Source organism: Flavobacterium sp. ASV13 (assembly GCF_000745775.1).
GTDB lineage: Bacteria > Bacteroidota > Bacteroidia > Flavobacteriales > Flavobacteriaceae > Flavobacterium.
In genome coordinates, this window is sequence record NZ_KN050752.1 from 152,878 (window position 1) to 169,728 (window position 16,851).

Consider the following 16,851-nt stretch of genomic DNA (forward strand, 5'->3'; position numbering starts at 1 on the left):
TGTAACGTTTTGATTATTCGATTACTTACGAGCCGTAATCAAATAAACCAAAATAATTATGAAAACGAAAACAGCTTTATCAAAAGAAAATATCTTCAACTTTATTTTCATCTTTTTAACTTCAGGAGCATTTGGATATGCTTTAACAAATCATTTTTTATTACATCACCCGAATACTAAATTATTGCTTGTTTCAGGATTTTTGTTTCTGGCTTCAGTAGCTTCTTGGCAAAGAAAAAAATACAGCAAATAATAGTTGGGTTTCAATCATCAATCAATCAATCAATCAAATCATCATCAATCAATTATCAACTTTAATCAATCAAAATCATGAAAAATTTAATCAAATCTGTCGTAATAGTAATTGTTCTTATTTTTAGTTCATTTGCGCAAGCACAAACAAAATTACCAAAACTAGAAAACTCTCTTTTATGGGAAGTTTCAGGAAATGGATTAGAAAAGCCTTCTTATTTATATGGAACAGTTCATATGATTTGTACGCCAGATTATTTCCTTTCTGAAAAAACAAAGAAAGCATTTACGACCGCCAATAAATTAGTTTTAGAAATCAATTTTGCAGATTCGGCCGAAATGACGGCGATGCAAAAAATGGCAATGGGAAAAGAACCTTTGAGTAAACTTTTAAGTCCGGAGCAATTATCAAAATTAAATGAAATCTTAAAAAAGACAGCTGGAATAACAACCTTGCAAGTAGATAATTTTAGTTTGATGACGGTAATGAGTTTGATTTCGATGAAAAGTTTCGGCTGTACAGATATCAAGCTTTATGAAATGGAATTTATAGAGATGGCTAAAAAAAGAAATATTCAGGTTGGCGGTTTGGAAACGGTAAAATCTCAATTTGAAATGTTTGAAAATGCATATTCAAATGATGAAATGATTGATATGTTAGGAGAGACAAATCAGGAAGAAACTGCTAAATTAGTAGCTGCATATAAAAGTGAAAATGTTGAAAATTTGTTTGATATCGTAACTGACAAGAAAATTACAAGCGAGAAAACAAGAGGAATAATTCTGGATCAAAGAAATTTGAATTGGGTAAAAGAAATGCCACAAATGATGAAAAAGGAAAGTGTATTCTTTGCATTTGGTTCGGCACATTTGGGAGGTGAATTTGGAGTGATTAATTTATTAAGAAAAGCAGGATATATTGTAAAACCAGTAATGAATTAAAACTATTTTGAAAGAGAAAGAACAAGAGTTTTTAAATCGGATAGAAAGTCACAAAGGAATTCTGTACAAAGTCTCGAAAATGTACATGGACAATTACGACGATCAGCAGGATTTATTTCAGGAAATTGTCTGCCAACTTTGGAAATCGTATGATACGTTTCGGAATGAAAGCCAATTTTCAACCTGGATGTATCGGGTGGCAGTTAATACAGCAATTGTTTTCCTTAGGAAAGAAAAGAGAAAAGTTGACAAATATGAAATTGCATCGGAAAATATTAAAGATGACGAAGGCGATTCGCATATAAAAGAAAGTCAGCTAGATCATTTTTATAAAGCGGTTCAAAAACTCGAAAAAATTGACAAAGCCATTATTTTCTATCAACTTGAGGGTTTTTCTCATAAAGAAATTGGTGAAAATCTCGGGATTTCTGAAGGAAATGCCAGAGTGAAATTAAACAGGGCAAAAGAAAAATTAAAAGAAATAATTAAAAATCAAGGATATGGATTTTAACGATATACAAAACGCATGGAACAACGAAAAGACAGAGAATGTTGTTGTTCCAGATAATTTAGAAAAGATAAATTCGGCAAATACACCTTTGGACATTATCAGAAAAAATCTGAAAAATGAACTTATTATGCAGTCGGTGAGTGTTGTGTTAATTGGTCTTACGCCTTATTTATTTGCTTTTCCAGCAAAGTGGATAGTGCCATTTTTCTTGTTGTTCAGCATATTCCTTGCGGTGTGTGTGTATTACTTGGTTAAGCTTTACATTTTTTATAAAAGATTAAATAAGATTACTTTAAAAACAAAAGACAGCCTTTATGAAACTTATTTTGACGTAAGGCTTAATATGGAATTATATAAAACCTTCGGATTTGCTTTAACGCCGTTTATGGTATTGTTTTTAGTTGGGTTTTTATACCACGAATTTTCAAAAAAACCAGGTTTCGAGCTGACTAATTTTACTAACACACAATTGATAAGTGTTTTTTCTGTCGTTGTATTCTGTATTTTATTTATGGGGATTTCGCTAGAATGGTGGGTTCATAAATTTTACGGAAAACATGCTAAAGAAATTAAAAATGTAATTGATCAATTAAAAGAAGAATAAAACAGAACCCATCGTAATTGATGGGTTTGTTGTTTTTATTGGTATTTTTGCTGTATAATAAAACAGTACCATGAAAATATTTATAACCGGAATTTCAACCGATGTTGGAAAAACAATAACTTCTGCAATAGTGGTTGAAGCGCTGGAAGCAGATTATTGGAAACCAATTCAGGCTGGGGATTTAGATAATTCAGATAGTCATAAGATAAAGACCCGAATTTCTAATTCAAAAACAAAAATCTTCGAAAACAGTTATAAATTAAATACACCAGCAAGTCCGCATTTTGCTGCTGAAATTGATGGAATTTCAATTGACCTGAAGAATATTCAGGAACCAAAAACTGAAAATCATTTGGTAATTGAAGGAGCAGGAGGGATTTTTGTTCCGTTAAACGAAAAAGATACAATTGCCGATTTGATTCAGAAAGATTATAAAATAATTATAGTTTCACGACATTATCTCGGAAGCATCAATCATACTTTGTTAACTATTGAAGCACTTCAGAATCGAGGTTTTAAAGTTGACGGAATTATATTCAGCGGAAGCGAAAACAAATCGACCGAAAGTTTGATTTTGAATAAAACCGGAATTAAATCCATTGGAAGAATTGACGAAGAACCTTATTTTGATCAGAATGTAATTAAGGAATACGCTGATTTGTTTCGCCAAAATCTATTGAATTTATAGAGTAAAGAATATAGAATTAAGAAAATAGACTTTCTTATCTTTGTAAAAACTATAGAGTTTAGTCTTTTTTCTATACTCTATTTTCTATCTTCTTAAAAAATGACTTTACAAGAAAAAGACAGCCAATACCTTTGGCATCCTTATACACAGCACAAAACTTCACAAACGCCAATCGCAATTTCAAGAGGCGAAGGCGCGTTGCTTTGGGACGAAAACAATAAAGAATATATAGATGCGATTGCATCTTGGTGGGTAAATCCGTTTGGGCACAGCAATAAATTTATTGCTGATGCGATTTACAAACAACTGACGACATTGGAACACGTTTTATTTGGAGGTTTCACTCACGAACCTGCAATAAAAGTGGCTGAAAAACTGATGGAAATTTTGCCAAAAAACCAGCAGAAAATCTTTTTTTCAGATAATGGTTCAACTGCAGTTGAAGTAGCAATTAAAGTTGCGTTGCAGTATTTTTTTAATAAAAATGAAAAGCGTACTACAATAATTGCTTTTGAAAATGCTTTTCACGGAGATACTTTTGCGGCAATGGCGGCAAGCGGAATTTCATTTTATACACAAGCTTTTCAGGGAATGTTTATTGATGTTGTCCGAATTCCGGTTCCGATAAAAGGACAGGAAGAGATAAGTTTTGATGCTTTAAAAGAGGTAATTCAGAAACACAATTGCGCCGGATTTATTTTTGAACCTTTGGTACAAGGCGCAGCCGGAATGGTTATGTACGAACCAGAAGCATTGGAAAAACTAATTGAAATTTGTAAAGAAAATAATGTGCTAACAATTGCAGATGAAGTAATGACAGGCTTTGGTAAAACAGGAAAAACCTTTGCAATGGATTATGTAAATGCTGATCCTGATATGATTTGTTTGTCGAAAGCATTGACGGGAGGAACAATTCCAATGGCGATTACCACTTTTACTCAGGAAGTTTTTGACGCTTTTTATGATGACGATATTAATAAAGCTTTATTTCACGGACATACTTTCACTGCAAATCCAACAGGTTGTGCGGCGGCTTTAGCAAGTATTGATTTGTTGCAGACGCAAGAAATGCAGGATAATATCATCCGAATAAATAAAAGCCATTTGGCATTTCAAAAGAAAATTGAAAATCATCCAAAAGTAATTACTGCGAGAACACTCGGAGTTATTTTTGCGGTCGAGATAAAATCAGATTCTGAGGAAAGTTATTATGGTTCGATGCGTACTAAATTGTATAATTTCTTTATTGAAAATGGTGTTGTTTTAAGGCCGGTTGGAAATATTGTTTACATTTTACCGCCTTATATAATGACAGACGAACAACTTCAAAAAGTTTATAAAACAATCGAAGAAGCAATTGAAATGGTTTAATTTTGCCCACAGATTAATACAGATTAAACGGATTTTCACTGATTAATCTTTTTAAATCCGTTTAATCCGCGTTATCTGTGTGCCATTTTTTATAATTCTTTTGCGACCTTTGTGGTTAGAAAATGCAATAGGCATAAAATCAATATTTTGAATACAAAGAAAATCTCCATAACCGCTTTTTCATCTATTTCGCCATTAGGAAATAATGCTGAAGAAGTTTGGGCAAATTATCTGAACGAAAATCATTGCTTTTCAAAACAATTTTTGGATCAGCAAGAAACTTCAACGGCAGCACTTAGTGCGAAATCAAAACAAATTATTTCTGAAATCAGGGAATCAGATCCTAAATATAATTTTTTGGATGACTCTGTTTTATTCGCTTTAGCGGCTTCTCGACAAGCTGTGAAACAAGCAAATTGGAGTTCAGAAGATGTTTTCGGAATTAATATTGGTTCTTCGAGAGGAGCAACTGATTTATTCGAAAAACATTATAAGGAATATATCGACACAGGAAGAGCACAGACTTTAGCATCTCCAACCACAACTTTAGGTAATATCTCTTCTTGGATTGCTCATGATTTGCAAAGTTCTGGTCCCGAGATTTCACATTCTATAACTTGTTCGACGGCACTTCATGCTTTGTTAAATGGAGTTGCGTGGTTAAAATCTGGAATGTCAGATAAATTTTTAGTGGGTGGAAGTGAAGCGCCTTTAACAGATTTTACCATTGCTCAAATGAGAGCTTTGAAAATCTATTCGCGTGTTGATCAGGAGCAGGAAGCCTGGCCAAATCTGGCTTTTGATTTTGAAAAAACGCAAAATACAATGATTTTGGGAGAAGGTGCGGCAGTTTGCTGTTTAGAAGCTGGCGAAAAAGATAATGCAATTGCATTTGTAACAGGTGTTGGTTATGCGACGGAAGTTTTGGAACATAACATTTCGATTTCTGCAGAAGCAACCTGTTTTCAAAAATCGATGAAAATGGCTTTAGAAAATGAAAATTTAGAAAGTGTTGACGCAATCGTAATGCATGCACCAGGAACGATAAAAGGAGATTTGACAGAGTTGCGTGCTATCGAAAAAGTTTTTGGAACCAATTTACCATTACTAACAACAAATAAGTGGAAAATCGGACATACGTTTGGAGCTTCAGGGATTTTGAGCTTAGAATTGGCGCTGTTGATGATGCAACATGATACTTTTATTGGAGTTCCGTTTGGAGAAAAACAAAAACAAAACAAACCAATAAAAAAGGTTTTAATCAACGCTGTAGGTTTTGGCGGAAATGCTGTTAGTGTTTTGATTGAAAAACGATAATTAAAATATACTTCAAAAAAAAATCCAGTCTAAAACAGACTGGATTTTTTTTTGAAACGTATTATTTATCTATTGAAAAATAACCTTTTTAGAAATAGTGAAATCATTATCTAAAGTTACTTTTACAATTAAAACCTGATTACTTGACTGTAGGTTTGAAATTTGTAAATCGGTAGAATTTACTTTTGTTTTGTTGTAAAGTATTCTGCCTGAAATGTCATAAATTGAAATTTCTTTTAAGTTTTCTTTAGATGATAGCACTTTTACAGTTTTATCTTTTACAGAAATTAAAACGCCGTTTTCGATGTTTTCAAAATCACCAGTTCCTAATGATTTATTAGTGTAGCGCAGAACGAAACGATCTGTAAAAGTTCCTATAGCTGTTGTAAAAGTATAATTACTCTGCGTTAAGTCATGAATTGTATTTGTTGTTTTGTCTTCCAAATAGATTTTCTGAGTAGCTAATTCTCCATCGGCCTCATCAATAGCAATCGTGAAATCTCCTGCAATTGTTGTTTTATATCCTAAAGGAACTGTATCTGTGTCTGAAAAAGGTAAAGCTCTTCCTTGAATTACTAGTTTACTACTTTGACTAATACTGTAAAAGTCCAAATATTTATTTCCGTCAAAAGTTGCGCCATCAAAACCAGGTTCTACATCGTTAGTTGCACCGTCGATGTATCCAACTAATAATTGCTTGAAGGCTCCACCAGCATTAGTCATATTCAGCCATACGCGATGTCTTTCAAAACTCTCTGATTTAGAAGTTTTTCCAGGTTTGAAAAATTGACCGTTGTTGTCTGCTCCTGATCGCATTGTATTGTTGAAAGTAATAGTACCTGCAGCTTTTGTGCCAACAAAAAACGATTGACCTGCTGCAATTTGACCGCTAGGTTTTTCATTGTTATTTGAAGCATTTCCGCTTAGTGCCGCCGTTCTTACACCTCCACTAACATTGTAGCTGGCATAATCATCTGTATTATATTGATATGCACCACCTAAAACTACTGGAGTGTTATGCGTCCAAAAATATAAGGTTCCTTTTAATATATCTTTATTGTTAACATCAAGTATAAATTTATTAGCATCTAAAGCTGATGGATATGGATTTCCAACTAAATAATACTTACTAGCTGCTACTGTTTCGCCAGATAGTGTTCCGTTATTAGGTGTTCCAATAAATGTTGCAGGGTAAGCTTGTCTAGCTGTATTAGAGAAGTATTCAGGACCGCGAATAATATAACCTTTACCAACGGTCATTACAGTTGCTCTTGGCACAGCTACCCATTGTGAACTGTTGTATGTTAAATATTTATCAATATAAGTCGCTGGTGAAATGCCACCAAGAGTTTGGCCTTTTACTGGTGTCGACCAATATACATAATCGGCTTGACGAATAGGAAGGGTTGTTCTTAGATATGTGATATTTCCACTATTAATATTTGGATCGGTATCAGTTTGAATTAAACTTGAACTGTTTTTAAATAAAAGTGTTCCTGATGTCGTAGCAGATGAAAGAACTTTCACAGCACCGTAAACTCTTAGAGTAGTTGCAGATTCAACAGTTAAAGAGGCTTTGTCATTTACAGTAAGTGTATAAGCATATGATGGTAGGTTTACATCTGAAATAACTGGGCTATTTGCTACGCCTGTTGGTATGATAACACAGTCAGTTGCAGTTGGAATTCCCGAAGGACTCCAGTTGCCTGCTAAATTCCATACAGTACTTGTGGCTCCTGTCCATGTTTTAAATACAGGTATGTTGACTTGCAAAGAAGTGCCCGGTTGTGAAATACAGCCTGAAGCGTTTTTAGCAGTTACAATATAAGTTCCAGGATCAAGAGATCCAAATACAGTCTGATTGTAATAGTCTGTTCCGTTAATGCTGTAAGTCAATCCGCTTACTCCAGTGATTGTAATAGTACCTTTCACTCCAGAGCAAGTTGGTTGCGTAGTCACGCTTGCAGTTGGGGCTGTCGGATTTGCATTTGTAATAAAAGCTCCTGAGATAGCGCTTGTTGCAGTACTACAATTTCCTGTAACAATACAGTAGTAGTAATAGGATATTCCGGCAGTTCCGGCTTGTGGAGTATAAGTATTTGTTCGTGCACCGTTTGCCGCGACTAGCGATGTTCCACCTGTAGTACTATTTGTTGTGTTTATATACCATTGATATTCAACAGAAGACTGTCCTCCTCTTGGAGTTCCTACTGCAGTAACAGATATTGGAGTAAATGCTGTCCCGCTACATACTGACTGACCAGCTGTTGACTGACCTGTAATTGCAGTTGTTACGTCGATATCTATTGCACTGTATATAGATGTGTCGGTGCATGTTCCATTATCAACCATAACTCGGTATTGTCTGGTTGTACCTGAAATTGCTGATGGCGTATAAGAAGTTAATCCGGCAGTACCTGGGATGTCTTGATAGTTAGTGTTGTTTCCATCACTATATTGCCATTTTACAATTACGGATGTGTCTGGATAGCGAATACTAGAATTAGCATAAGTATTAAATGTTAATGTTGGCATTGTATCACCAGGACAAATATGTTTTCCTCCATTAACTTGACCTTTGTCTAAAATTACAATTTCTGTTGTGTATGTACCTGGAGCAGAAGTGCTGCAGCCAGAAGGATTAGTATAATTAACACTTACTGTTTTTGATCCTATAGTTAACCATTCAATCACAATATAATTGTCAGTAGCGGTACCTCTGTCAATAATTTTATAATCAGTATTAAGCACACCTGAAACAGACCAAATGTAATTCGATTTTCCTCCTTGAGTAGAATATGTCACATGTCTGTTTGCACAGGTTTTGGCTTGTGCTGCATTAGTAATTGTGGGAGTATATACGGTTACTGTTCTGGCAGTTGATGTTACTGCTGAGGCACAAGTTCCAGTTACAACTACGTCATAGCTTCCTGCGTCAGAAGTTGTCGGATTAGTTAGAGTAAGCGTGGCAGATGTTGCCCCGCTTATAGTACCTCCGTTTGTAATTGGAGTTAAGTCTTTTCTCCATTGATAAGTTAATCCTGTTCCTGTAGCTACAACAGTCATTGACTGCGTGCCACTTCCTGAACAAGTTGCTGCAGGAGTTGCTGGATGTGTTGTTATTGATGGTGCTGTGTTTATCGTTACTGCTACTGGGGTTGAAGTTACAGCTGGTGTGCAAGTGCCACTGATATCTACAGTATAATTTCCTTGATTTGCTGTCGTAGGATTAGTTAAAGTAAGGCTTGCTGATGTTGCCCCGCTTATAACACCTCCGTTTGTAAGTGCAGTTCCGTCTTTTTTCCATACATATGCCAAATTAGTTCCAGAGGCTACAACAGTAATTGTTTGTGTGCCGCTTCCTGCACAAGTTGCTGCAGGAGCTGTTGGCTGAGTTGTTATTGATGGGGCTGTGTTTATCGTTACTGCTACTGGATTTGAAGTTACAGCTGGTGTACAAGTACCACTGATATCTACAGTATAACTTCCTTGGTTTGCTGTCGTAGGATTAGTTAGAGTAAGCGTGGCAGATGTTGCCCCGCTTATAACACCTCCGTTTGTAAGTGCAGTTCCATCTTTTTTCCATACATAAGCCAAATTAGTTCCAGAAGCTACAACAGTAATTGTTCGCGTTCCAGTTCCTGAGCAAGTCGCAGCCGGAGCTGTTGGTTGTGTTGTTATTGATGGTGCCGTGTTTACTGCAACCGTTACTGCAGTTGAAGTTACAGTTGGTGTACAAGAACCACTGATGTCTACAGTATAATTTCCTTGGTTTGCTGTCGTAGGATTAGTTAAAGTAAGAGATGCTGTTGTTGCTCCGCTTATAACGCCTCCGTTTGTAACTGCTGTACCGTCTTTTTTCCAAACATAAGTTAGGTTTGTTCCTGTAGCAGTAACAGTCAGGGTTCTGGTGCCATTGCCGGAACAAACTGCTGCTGGAGCTACAGGTTGAGTAGTAATTGCTGGTGCAGAATTTACAGTGATTGTTCCTGTTGCATTTACTGCATTTGAACAGCCAGTTAATGGAATGCTATATGTGAAAGTTCCAGTTGCAGTAGGTGTTCCACTAATTGTTATGGTATTATTATTCCAACTTGCAGTAACTCCGGCAGGTAAGCCAGTAATACTGCTGCTATTTATACCGCTCGCATTTATTGTTGTGTGAGTAATAGATGTCATATTAACTCCAATACATGTTGTTGGCGTTGAAGAAGCGGCGCTAACGATGTTACCAGCATTGACGATTACTTCATTAGAAGTTACAGTACAGCCACCATTTGTTGATGTGCAGACTACATACCATGTCCCGACTCCTAGTGAAGCTGTTGTTGGGGTGTATGTTGTAGAAGTTGCTCCGGAAATCGAAGTTATTGTTCCTCCTGAAACCGATCTTTTTCCCCATTGTCTCGAAGTTATAGTGCCTCCTGATTCAGTAACAGTTAAAAGATTACCTGTTGTACAAAAATTTTGAGTTGTTGTTGGGGCTATTGATACAGATGATATTTGAGCAGATACAGTGACAGTTACAGGATAGGTTACGCTCGTACAAGATGTGGAATAAATAAATACTCTAACAGTTGCATTATAGGTGCCAACAGCGACGCCATAAGGCACATTTATGGTAATTGTGCCTGCACCAGCGGTAAAGGAACCACCCTGATCTCCAAAGCCAGCCGACTTAGCGGCACTGTCAAAAACTAATGCATATCCATTTGGAGATCCGGTTGTGGCACTATAAGTTAAAGTACTACTTACACCATCTTTACAAACTGGAGAGTTGGTCGAATTAAGTGTTACAGTTAATTCTGGTCGTATTTCGACTTGTAGAACACCTGTATAAACTGTCCCACAGTTAACATCTCCAACCATTACTCTATATTCCCAAGTTCCTGCAGTTGCAGGCGTTTCTGTGTATGAATTAGTTGTGTTAGCAATAGTTGTCCATGTAGTGGATGGACTTAATCTTTTTTCCCATCTAACAACTGCTCCTACAATAGTTCCTGTTAAGTTGATTGTAATTGGAGAATTAAAGCAAGCTGGGGCAACATAAGCTAAATATCCAGATTGTGGTGAAGGAGGTGTTTGTAAAGTTGCTGTATTGCCACCTGAAATTGTATTGCTACATGAGTTACCACTTGAGCCACTTGCTAGATTTGTAATTGTTATTGTGCTAGAGTTAACTGTGGTTAAATCTGTAGTTGTAAAAGCTCCACTTCCAGCTGTATTAACAGTCATTGTTGCTGTTTTGGCTGTTGAGGATGGATTAGTTGTGTTATAGGTTACAGTATAGGTTCCAATCGGTAAACCAGATGCGGTTGAATTTAAGGTAACAACGGGAGTCGTTGAAGAAGTACATTTTACAGCAGTTACTGAAGTAAGGCTAAAAGCTTGATTTACTGCCACAGTAATTGTGCTTGTACTCGTATATAAATCGCCTCCATAGTATGTTGTACAAGTTAAGATTGCCGTATAATTACCTGTCTGACTTGCAGTCAAATTATAATTTTGTGCATTACTTGTAGTTGTAGTTCCATCAGGTGCTTTCATGCTCCAAGAGTAGTTTACGCCTGCTGAACCTCCTGAAGTTTTCGTTCCTGCTGAGCCTGAGTAAGAACCGATTAGATTAATCGTACCATTTTGACAAACTGGAGAATTTGAATTTGCAATTGCATTCATTGTTCCACCACCACTATTAAAAGCATCAAAATCATACACTGTACCGCCACCATTTCCTGTACAAGCTGCAATTTTGGTACTTCCGATATAAATGGCGACATTGTTTGAACATTTACTTTTATCAACTTTTCCTGGAGAATTAATTTTTACGGCCGTGCCAGATGGCAGGTGTATATTACTATTGTTGTCTGCAAAACTAAGTAAACCGTTAATTGTTACTTGAGTTACTGAGTTAAGCGTCACAGTGTTAGATACTATAAGATTCCCGTTGATTGTCAGTGTCTTAGCGTTAATGGTTCCGGCACTGGTTATTGTCGCGGCACTAGCTATTACAACATCATCTGTTGCTGTGGGAACTACGCCACCAACCCATGAACTAGCATCACTCCAATTTCCGCCAGTACTCGTAGAAGTTATAGTACTTGCAATAATGGAAATTTTATCCGAAAAGTAATTGGCTCTAATTGTATTGATGTTGAGTGTTGATGTATTTTTTCCAAAAGTAAAAAGTGACAATAGGAAAAATAAAAAACTTAAAAGTAATTTTCTAATCATAATTAAATCGTGGCATTTAATTTTTAAAAACTGTTTTTTTTATTTTGTTTTGTTTAACGTTCGAATGCCATCAACAACTTAAAAAATCAACATCAAAAAGAAGCCAAGTAGTCATGTTAAGTGGTTTCAATCAGGATGTTATGCTGGCATAGGATTTAACCCGACAAAGATATAGACATATACGAGTTAGGAAAAAGGATGGTTTTAGAATGGCCGAATAATCGATGAAGTGTGAAAATTACTCGTTGAAATGCATGAAGAAAATCGTGTTTTTATGGAAATTCTTATAAATACAGATTTTTAAATATAAGAAAAATCGCAAAATACAATGTCTATTTTACAATTATTTAAAATTTTTGATGTAAAAACGCGAGTTATGCCTATATATTCGCAAGAAAATGACATTTGTATAGGAAAGTATTTTCTGATGTTTTAGAGGTGTTTGAGGATGATTTAGGTCTATAGTTCTCAAAAAAAACGGAGCTTATTCTAGCTCCATCACTTTTACTTTTTCATAAACAAAATTGCTTTCATATCCACGACGAAGAAGATAGTCGCAGAACTTTTTTCTTTTCTTTAAAATATTATTTTCATGAATACCATTCCAACATCTTTCAGCAAGATCATTAAAAGTATTTTCGTATTCCTCGGCAGAAATTTCTTTAAGTGCCAATGTGATATTTGTCGAAGAAATATGCCTTGCTTTTAGCTCGTTTGTAATTCTGATTTTTCCCCAATGTTTAATTCTGTGTTTTCCTCGGGCAAAACTACAGGCAAAACGTGTTTCATTGAGAAAGTTATCTTCGATTAATTTTACTACTATAAAATCAATTTCTTCAGAAGTCATTTTTAAACTTTGCAATTTCGCAATTACCTCATCATGGCAACGCTCCTGATAGGCGCAAAAGTGTTCTAATTTCTGTAAAGCTTCTTTTGGAGTGTAACTTGGATTCATGAGTTTTTTCTTGCTTTTTAACTATAATTGCTAAAAATAGTTATTTTGATGTTAAATTTTAACCGATTTTTACATTATTTCTAAAAAAGAAATTACCTAAAATGTTGTGTGTGTGCGGAATTATAATATTTTTGTACGATAATATCGCAAGTTTAAAGCCGTTTGAAAAACAGTGTTTTAACATAAAAAATCAAAGTTTAAAAGCCAAAATTAAAGTATTGCCCCAAAAAATGCTATACCATTTAGTTTTCTTTTAACGCCAAAAACAAATATAATACCACGCCTATGCTTCGAAAACTACTTTTATTCGTTCGTTCTTTATTTTGTTCTGATGAAAAAAGCTACAATGCAGTTTATACTAAGAAAGATTTTTCTTTTAAAGTGAAAACTGTTAGGGTTCTTTACGCAGCTTTTTTTACATTTTTATTTGTGAATTTTGCTGAAGCACAGACTGTAGATTTATTTCAATTTAATTTTGAGAATACAACTGCTCCAAACATTAATAATACGTTGGGTACCCCTACTTTTAGTTCAAATGGTTTGACCGCTGCAAGTTTAGGGTTTAGCACAACAACTCCTTGTGGAGGTTCATATATGTATACTGGAGCAGGTTGGGATACGGGGGATTATTATAGATTTACTGTTAACACAACAACTTATTCTAATTTGAAACTTACTTTTTGTAGTAGGAGTAATACCGGAGGTATTGGAGAATTTCATGTTAGGGTTAGTACTGATGGTACTAATTGGACAGTTGTTGATGATTTTGATGCAGTGACCGGCAATTTAACACAGACAACAAGTATTTTTCCTGCATTTGCAAACAACAAAACAACGCTTTATATTGATATATATAAATCTGAAGCGAGTGGAGGTAGTACAAGAACATTTTTAATTGATAACGTAACTTTAACAAGTTATGCAATACCAACTATAACTAGTTTTACGGGCTCACCAGTTTGTAGCGGGGCTACTCCTACAGTAGTAATAACCGGTACAAATTTAACAGGAGCGACGGCAGTTAATTTTAATGGTACCCCTGCTACATCTTTTACAGTAAATAGCAGTACTCAAATAACAGCGACACTACCAGCAAGTGCATCAACTGGATATATTACTGTGACAACGCCAGGAGGTACTGCAGCTAGTTCAAATGCATTTGTTGTAAATCCGCTTCCTACAATTACAGCATCTGCTTCGCCCACTTCAGTAATTAGTGGAGGCGCTTCAACATTGACGGCAAGTATAACCGAAAAAACTATACTGCTTCAAGAAGGGTTTAATGGACCAACTAATAGTTGGAACCCCTTAAATAGTTCAACTGGAGGAAGTACGACCGAGAATGCAAATGCTGCTTGGATGTTACAACCAGCAGGATATTACTACTACTATGGAGCTGGTTATCCTGGATACCAATTCAAATCTAATGATAACAGCCAATTTTATTTAACTAATAGTGCTATCCAAGGAAGTTCGGGGAATACGCTTACCTATTTGCAGTCACCTGCAATGAATACTACAGGATATACTTCACTTTCTTTAGAATTTTATCAATTTTTCTTGAAGTTTACGGATGGTACGGATAATAGTTATGTTGAGGTTTCTACCAATGGAACAAGTTGGACACAGGTATTAAGTAATACCTCAACTCAAGGTGGACAAAGTGCCTTTGCGGTAACTACCGTTTCTTTGAATAGTTATATTAACCAGCCAACACTTTATATAAGATTTAGATATGTGGCTAAGTTTGACTGGTTTTGGGCTATTGATAATGTTACAGTTTCTGGTAATAAAGCTATTTCTGGTAATTACAGTTGGTTAGCATCTCCGGCAGCTACAGCAGGCTTACCGGCAAATGCAGGAACAGCTCTTTCAACAAATAATAGTATAACTGTAAATCCAACTCAAACAACAAATTATACGGTAACAGCAACTAATACTACTACCGGATGTAGTACAAGTGGAACTCCAGTTACAGTTACAATCTTGCCACCAACAATTACTAGCTTTACTGGTTCTCCAGTTTGTAGTGGAGCAACTCCTTCAGTAGTAATTACAGGAACGAACTTCATTGGCGCAACAGCCGTAAATTTTAATGGTCTTGCAGCGACTTCTTTTACAGTAAACAGTAACACGCAAATTACCGCGGTATTGCCAGCTACTGCAACCACGGGAACAATTACTGTAACAACAGCTGGAGGGACAGCAACTAGTGGAAGTAATTTTGTAGTAAATCGTGCTCCAGCCAGTTTAAGTTACACGACTTCAACAGCAAGTTATTGCAGAAATGCGGTGATTACAGCAAATACACCTTCATTTGGAACTGTAGGTTCACCGGCTCCTACATTTGGTGTTTCTCCAGCATTGCCTACAGGATTAGCATTAAATCCTACAACGGGTAATATAACAGGTACACCTAGTGTTGCTACACCTGCTGCAAACTATACGATTACAGCTACAAATTCTTGTGGAAGTACATCAACTATTTTAAACATTACGGTAACTGTCGGAGCAGTAACGGCTACAGGAACAATTACAGGAACTTCTGCTGTTTGTCAAGGCGCTTCTGGAGTTTCTTATTCAGTTCCCACAATTGCTAATGCCACAGGATATAATTGGACTTTGCCATCGGGCGCAACTATTGTCTCTGGAGCAAATACAAATAATATTACTGTTGATTTTTCTGCATCAGCTTCTTCTGGAAATATTACTGTTCAAGGTACAAGTGGATGTGGTAATGGGCCAGTTTCTACGAATTACGGAGTTACTGTTGTTGCTGTTCCAGTAGGTCCGGTAATTGCCAAGAGTTCAGGTGCGACAGCAGCAACAGTATGTGCTGGTACAACCCTTAGTATGACAGTTACAACAGCAGGAACAGGAGGTACGGGAACATCACAGGATCAGTATCGTTATGATACCGGTTCAGGGTTTACAGCATGGAGCACCACAGTTCCAAGTTTCACAGCAGTTGTTGGAACCAATACCATAGAATCAAGAAGAACATCAACAGGAACAGGGTGTACGACAGCATCAGGAAATACTTTAAGCTGGACAGTTGTTACTGCTCCAGTAGGTCCAGTAATTGCCAAGAGCTCAGGTGCATCTGCAGCAACAGTTTGTGCAGGTGCAACATTAACAATGACAGTTACTACTGCAGGAACTGGAGGAACAGGAACTTCACAGGATGAGTACCGTTATGATACCGGTTCAGGTTTTGGTTCTTGGAGCACAACGGTTCCAAGTTTCACAGCAGTTGTTGGAACCAATACCATAGAATCAAGAAGAACATCGACAGGAACAGGCTGTACAACAGCATCAGGAAATACATTAAGCTGGACAGTTGTAGCCATTCCGGTAGGTCCGGTAATTGCCAAGAGTCCAGGTGCAACAGTAACAGTATGCGCTGGTACAACACTTACTATGACTACCACTACAGCAGGAACTGGAGGTACGGGCACTTCACAGGATGAATATCGTTATAACGACGGATCCGGCCTTACAGCATGGAGTACAACAGTTCCAAGTTTTACAGCAGTAGTCGGAACCAATACCATAGAATCAAGAAGAACCTCAACAGGAACAGGCTGTACAACAGCATCTGGAAATACATTAAGCTGGACAGTTGTAGCAGTTCCGGTAGGTCCAGTAATTGCGAAGAGTTCAGGAGCATCCGCAGCGACAGTGTGTGCAGGTACGACATTAACAATGACTGTAACTACAGCAGGAACAGGAGGTACTGGAACATCACAGGATGAGTATCGTTATGATACTGGTTCAGGTTTTGGTTCTTGGAGTACAACGGTTCCAAGTTTTACAGCAGTTGTTGGAACCAATACCATAGAATCAAGAAGAACCTCAACAGGAGCCGGCTGTACAACAGCATCAGGAAATACATTAAGCTGGACAGTTGTTGCAGTTCCGGTAGGTCCAGCAATTGCGAAGAGTTCAGGAGCATCCGCAGCGACAGTTTGCGCAGGTAC

The 16,851-nt window shown here is 36.6% G+C and carries 10 protein-coding genes; 8 read left to right on the forward strand and 2 right to left on the reverse strand.

All coding sequences use genetic code 11. The features are described from left to right. Window positions 1-58 precede the first annotated feature (58 nt). The 7 genes from GQ47_RS21310 (at window position 59) to GQ47_RS21340 (ending at window position 5,685) form a co-directional block, all read left to right on the forward strand. Window positions 59-253 carry a hypothetical protein gene (locus tag GQ47_RS21310; protein WP_035652889.1) on the forward strand — a complete coding sequence of 65 codons (195 nt, stop codon included), beginning with the start codon at window positions 59-61 and terminating at the stop codon, window positions 251-253. Window positions 254-330: 77 nt separating this feature from the next. Beyond that, on the forward strand, window positions 331-1,194 hold the full coding sequence (locus tag GQ47_RS21315) for a TraB/GumN family protein (RefSeq protein ID WP_035652891.1): 864 nt from the start codon (window positions 331-333) through the stop codon (window positions 1,192-1,194). A gap of 7 nt (window positions 1,195-1,201) precedes the next feature. After that, window positions 1,202-1,705: an RNA polymerase sigma factor gene (locus GQ47_RS21320; protein WP_035652894.1), complete on the forward strand. Its 504-nt coding sequence runs from the start codon at window positions 1,202-1,204 to the stop codon at window positions 1,703-1,705. Then, window positions 1,695-2,309 (forward strand): hypothetical protein, encoded by a 615-nt coding sequence (locus GQ47_RS21325; protein WP_035652896.1) that lies wholly within the window; start codon window positions 1,695-1,697, stop codon window positions 2,307-2,309. Before GQ47_RS21320 ends, GQ47_RS21325 begins: the two co-directional genes overlap by 11 nt. A gap of 70 nt (window positions 2,310-2,379) precedes the next feature. Further along, window positions 2,380-2,997, forward strand: coding sequence for a dethiobiotin synthase (gene bioD / locus GQ47_RS21330; RefSeq protein WP_035652899.1), 618 nt, complete (start codon window positions 2,380-2,382; stop codon window positions 2,995-2,997). Window positions 2,998-3,096: 99 nt separating this feature from the next. Continuing rightward, window positions 3,097-4,368: an adenosylmethionine--8-amino-7-oxononanoate transaminase gene (gene bioA, locus GQ47_RS21335; RefSeq protein ID WP_035652901.1), complete on the forward strand. Its 1,272-nt coding sequence runs from the start codon at window positions 3,097-3,099 to the stop codon at window positions 4,366-4,368. A gap of 147 nt (window positions 4,369-4,515) precedes the next feature. Continuing rightward, on the forward strand, window positions 4,516-5,685 hold the full coding sequence (locus GQ47_RS21340) for a beta-ketoacyl synthase N-terminal-like domain-containing protein (RefSeq protein ID WP_035652904.1): 1,170 nt from the start codon (window positions 4,516-4,518) through the stop codon (window positions 5,683-5,685). 69 nt (window positions 5,686-5,754) lie between these two features. Here GQ47_RS21340 and GQ47_RS23015 read toward each other — a convergent pair whose 3' ends face one another. Then, window positions 5,755-11,916 carry a T9SS sorting signal type C domain-containing protein gene (locus GQ47_RS23015; protein ID WP_051951706.1) on the reverse strand — a complete coding sequence of 2,054 codons (6,162 nt, stop codon included), beginning with the start codon at window positions 11,914-11,916 and terminating at the stop codon, window positions 5,755-5,757. Between the two features lie 484 nt (window positions 11,917-12,400). After that, entirely contained in the window at window positions 12,401-12,871 is a 471-nt protein-coding gene (locus GQ47_RS21355; RefSeq protein WP_035652906.1) for a regulatory protein RecX, read from the reverse strand. A 285-nt stretch (window positions 12,872-13,156) separates the two neighbouring features. Between GQ47_RS21355 and GQ47_RS23670 the strand changes: the two genes are divergently transcribed. Next, window positions 13,157-16,851: hypothetical protein (locus GQ47_RS23670; RefSeq protein ID WP_035652909.1), on the forward strand; the 3,695-nt coding region annotated here is incomplete at its 3' end.